The sequence below is a fragment of the Nocardia sp. NPDC060220 genome (genome assembly GCF_042727815.1).
In the GTDB taxonomy this organism is placed as follows: domain Bacteria; phylum Actinomycetota; class Actinomycetes; order Mycobacteriales; family Mycobacteriaceae; genus Nocardia.
The window spans coordinates 1-1,725 of record NZ_JBHWZY010001162.1 but is presented as its reverse complement, the minus strand read 5'-3'; the positions used below and the strand labels follow the sequence as shown (position 1 = coordinate 1,725).

At 65.9% G+C, this 1,725-nt stretch carries 2 protein-coding genes; both read right to left on the bottom strand.

Annotation, left to right across the window (positions count from 1 at the left end; all coding sequences use genetic code 11):
* Positions 1 to 126 precede the first annotated feature (126 nt).
* On the bottom strand, positions 127 to 1,254 hold the full coding sequence (locus tag ACFWF3_RS34820; RefSeq protein WP_379318329.1) for an alpha/beta hydrolase family protein: 1,128 nt from the start codon (positions 1,252 to 1,254) through the stop codon (positions 127 to 129).
* Positions 1,255 to 1,267: 13 nt separating this feature from the next.
* A partial coding sequence (locus ACFWF3_RS34815) for an alpha/beta fold hydrolase (RefSeq protein ID WP_379318327.1) occupies positions 1,268 to 1,725 on the bottom strand: 458 nt, incomplete at its 5' end.

The following is a 1,725-nucleotide window of genomic DNA, read 5'->3' as shown; positions in this document are numbered from 1 at the left end:
GGGCCGCCGCGCACAACTGACGAAGCGGCGGGCCGTGGTGTCGGCCACGGCCCGCCGATCAGCGGCCCCCTCACCCGCGGATGGCATCGCTATATCCATGCCGCGGTGAAGGTTTCATGCCGATGGTCAGGAAACCGCGGCGGCGACGAAGGGGACGGAGTCGACCAAGGACGCATTGACCGTCGCGGAGTGATCGGTCGGGTAGGTATGTAGCCTCACCGGTTGACCCGCGGCGGTCAGGGTCGCGGCATAGCGCAGCGTGTTCGGGGTGATGATGTTGGTGTCACGAAGACCCTGACCGATGAATACCGGTTTGTCGAAGCCGGTTTCAGGCAACGCGAGGTAGTTGCGGAGAAGGCCTTCCGGTAGGTCGCGGAGGGGGCGAGCCAGCAGGTCACCGATGACGACATTCGCCACGGCGAGTTCGCCGTGGAACTGACGTTGGCAGATCTGCTGGGCACGGCTGAACCAGTGCCGGCCGCTGTCGGTGAGGTAGGAGTCGATGTCGACGTCGGGGTGGCTGGTCTGCAATCCGTTGAGGATGTAGAGAATTGCCTGGGTGTTGTAGGTGCTGATCTTCATCGGCGGAAATCCGGGACCCACCGTGGCGATCAGTTCCTCGTTGTAGGCGGGCACACCGGTTCCGACCGCTCCGCGGTAGTCCAACTCCGCCCCGCCGAGTTCGGTGGCGTACCGGGCGGTGAACATCGCGGCTTCCCCACCCTGGGACTGACCGACCACGACCCATTTGTTGGATACCGTCCGGAAGTGGCGGGTCACAGCTTTGACCCCGTCGACAATGTTGGCGGCTTCGACTGCGCCGTTGAGATAGGGCTGCTGCCCTGGCGTTCCGAGCCCGGCATAGTCGGTTGCCACCACCGCATAGCCTTGGCGTAGCCACGTACCCAGGTACTCCCAGTCCCGCTGCGGCGAGCCCGGTCCGGCGACGGAGTACGCGCATCGATCAGCCAAACCGATGGTGCCGTGCGCCCAGGCGATGATCGGCCACCCGCCGGGCGGGGGCGATCCGGACGGAAAGTACACCGCAGCACTGGACGTAGCCGGCGCTCCCCCGGCCGTTGTGGTGGTGTAGATGATCCGTGCGGGATCGACCGACCCGGGCAGGGTCGCCACGTCGGAGAGCGCCTCGACGGCCTCGACGTTGCCGGTGTCCGTCGGCGCCGCCGCGACGGGCAGCGCCGGTGACGTCAGCGCGATGACGACAGCGGGAATAGTGAGCCATTTCGTGTGCATGAGAGACCTCGTATCAGTTGGACGGCAGCGCTCGGACGGCTGTGGCCACGGCGTCTGGCGCCTCGATCGGCAGGAAGTGCCCGATCTCGGGAACTTCGGTGAACCGGGCCAGCGGCGCGAGTTCTGCCAGGGCACGTCCCATCCCGATGACCGCGACGGGATCGGCGTCAGCCCACACGAACTGGACCGGCGTGGAACGCGTCTCGGCGACCAGCGCGTCGAGCCACCGTTCCTGGTGCAGATAGCGTTCCCGCACGTAGGCGTAGACGTGCGGCAACCGTTGGCCACCGTCTTGGTAGGCCAGCAGTTCGGTCATGACCTGAGCGTCCTGGCTGGTGATCCGACCCGGCCGGGACATGAGTTTCTGCAGTCCGGGCACGTAGTCAGGAAGTATCTCGGCACACAGTGCCAACGCTTCCGGCAATCGTGAGGGTGTCTCGAGCATGCGCTGGAAGTCGGTCAGTTGGGCGT